This is a genomic window from Actinomadura sp. KC216, assembly GCF_004348535.1.
Taxonomy (GTDB): domain Bacteria; phylum Actinomycetota; class Actinomycetes; order Streptosporangiales; family Streptosporangiaceae; genus Spirillospora.
In genome coordinates, this window is record NZ_SMJX01000582.1 from 1 (window position 1) to 2,228 (window position 2,228).

General features: G+C 71.2%; 1 protein-coding gene and 1 riboswitch. The gene reads left to right on the forward strand.

Translation table 11 applies throughout. The features are described 5' to 3' along the window. Positions 1-111, reverse strand: a riboswitch (cobalamin riboswitch). This riboswitch is flagged as partial in the annotation. Positions 112-1,169: 1,058 nt separating this feature from the next. After that, on the forward strand, positions 1,170-2,228 hold a 1,059-nt coding region (locus tag E1264_RS42180; RefSeq protein WP_132183139.1), incomplete at its 3' end, for an NACHT domain-containing protein.

A 2,228-nucleotide genomic window follows, 5' to 3' on the forward strand; every position in this document is an offset into this window, starting at 1 on the left:
CGAAACGCGCGTGGACGGCGACTACCCGGTTACCGCGGCGGGCCCGTGCCGGAATTCCACCGGCTTCCCGATTCTCCCCCGCATGGGGGCACCTCGCATCAGTTCATGCCACCACAAACCTTACCGATACCGCCCAGGCCGCCCCCGGGCAGGGAGGCCCGAGCGGAGGTTCGGGCCGGCCACCACCTCCACAGCACCTACAGGGACTTTCCCTGGGTGCAGGCGGTTACCGGTTATGGTCCCGCGAGGCCGCCGCGGGATGGCCGGCCACCTCGGCCGGTGATGGTCGACTGCTCATCCGGCTTCCCGGGCGTACCGCTCGCACCAGTGTGGCCGACCGCGACGGGGGTTGATTGGGAACCACCGGTCCTGCGCGAAGTCCCCCGCTATGCCCTGCCGATCACCGAGGCAGAGGAGGTGGACTGTCCCCGCTGCGCGGCATGGAAAGGGACCCAGTGCCGGTCGGCGTCTGGGCGGCCGACCAAGACCCCACGGACCGGGCATCACCGCCGCCCGCGACGCCGGGCACCTACGTCACTGGGAGCTGGCCTGCTGGTTGCCGACGAAGGCCAGCCTGACTCCGCATGGCCTACGGCATTCACACAGGGTCCTGCTCGATGAGATCGGAACTCCGAGGGTGCTCGCCTACGACAGGCTTGGGCACACCCTTCCGGGCATCGGCGGCACCTACGCCCACGTGCCGCCCCTCATGCGAGAGGAACTGCGCGCCAGGTTGCAGGCTCGGTGGGAGCAGACCCTCGACGAGCGCCTCGCTCTCGCACCGGGGTCGTCCGTGCCATTGGTGAACGCGCTGCTGACCGAGCGCCGCGGGAGACGAGAGCTCAAGCGTCTCCCAATCGTCTCCCGAAACGTCGCAGAAAGGGTCGGCAACGGATGTCCGGTCCACCGCCCACACTGCCCCCAACCGGAGCGCGTGCCGCTCAGGCCCTGTCGATACGCGCAGGTAAACAGGGTCGTACCGAGCATCTCCATGAGCGTGAAAAGGACGCCGAAGTTGTCATGCCGTTCTGTCACCCTAAGGTCCATGCAGATATTCGAGGGGCACCAACCAGATTCAGCGCCTCGTCATCTCCCGCCACCTCGCCCGCTGACCAGCCCGTACACCCCTTTGTCTGCGCGCTGCGGGGCATTGGCACCAGGATGGCGATGTGGGTAAGGGCAGGGATTGGCCGCCGTGGCTGGCGGTCGTGGCGGCGGTGGCCGGGGTGCTGGTGCTGGCCGGCGTGACTTTCGGCCTGGGGTTGGGCGAGGGCCATGACTGGTTCGCGGAGGCGGCGAAGCGCGCGCCGCTGACCGGGGGTTTCGTGCTCCCCGCCGCGGTGGCCATCGTCGCCACGGTGCGGTGGGCCCGGCAACGCTCCCGCCGGCTCGGTGCCGCCGCGCCGGCCGCAGGCAGCCTGGCGCAGGCCAAGGAGCTGCTGGCCGAGCTGGTGGACCAGCAGTGGAAGGACGAGGCGCACCTGCGGTCGCTGGATGATCCCGACCCGATCCCGGTGCGGTGGCGAACCCCGCAGGCGGCCGAGCTGATGGACCGGGCCGTCAACATCGATCCGTCCGGTGGGCGTGCGGACGGGTCGGCGCGGTTGTGGTGGACGGGCTCCAGCGCCGACATCGGCACCCTGGCCGAACGGTTCCGCCGCACCCAGCGCCGCCGGCTGGTGATCCTGGGCGGACCCGGCACCGGCAAGACCACGCTGGCGATGCAGCTGCTGCTGCACCTGCTGGCCACCCGCACCGACGACGAACCGGTCCCGGTGCTGCTCCCGGTGACCGGCTGGGACACCCGACGCCACCCCCGCCTGCAGGACTGGATCGCCGACCGGCTCACCAGCGACTATCCAGCGCTACGCGCACCGGGACTGGGCGCCGACGTGGTACAGGCCCTGGCCGGGCGCAGGCACGTCCTGCCGGTCCTGGACGGGCTGGACGAACTGCCCCCGCCCGCCCAAACCGCGATGATCACCGCTCTGCGGCGCTCCCTGCGCGGGGACGACCAGCTCATCCTCACCAGCCGCACCGCCGAGTTCAGCACCGCGATCACCGCCGCCGGCGGGGGTGTGCTTCGCTCCGCCGCCGTGCTGGAACCGCTCCCGCTGACGCCGGCGGCCGCCGCCGACTACCTCACCCGCTGCCTGCCGCCCTCCACCGGACCGGCCTGGCAGCAGACCCTGACCGCGCTACGCGCCAGTCCCCCCGCCGACCCTGTC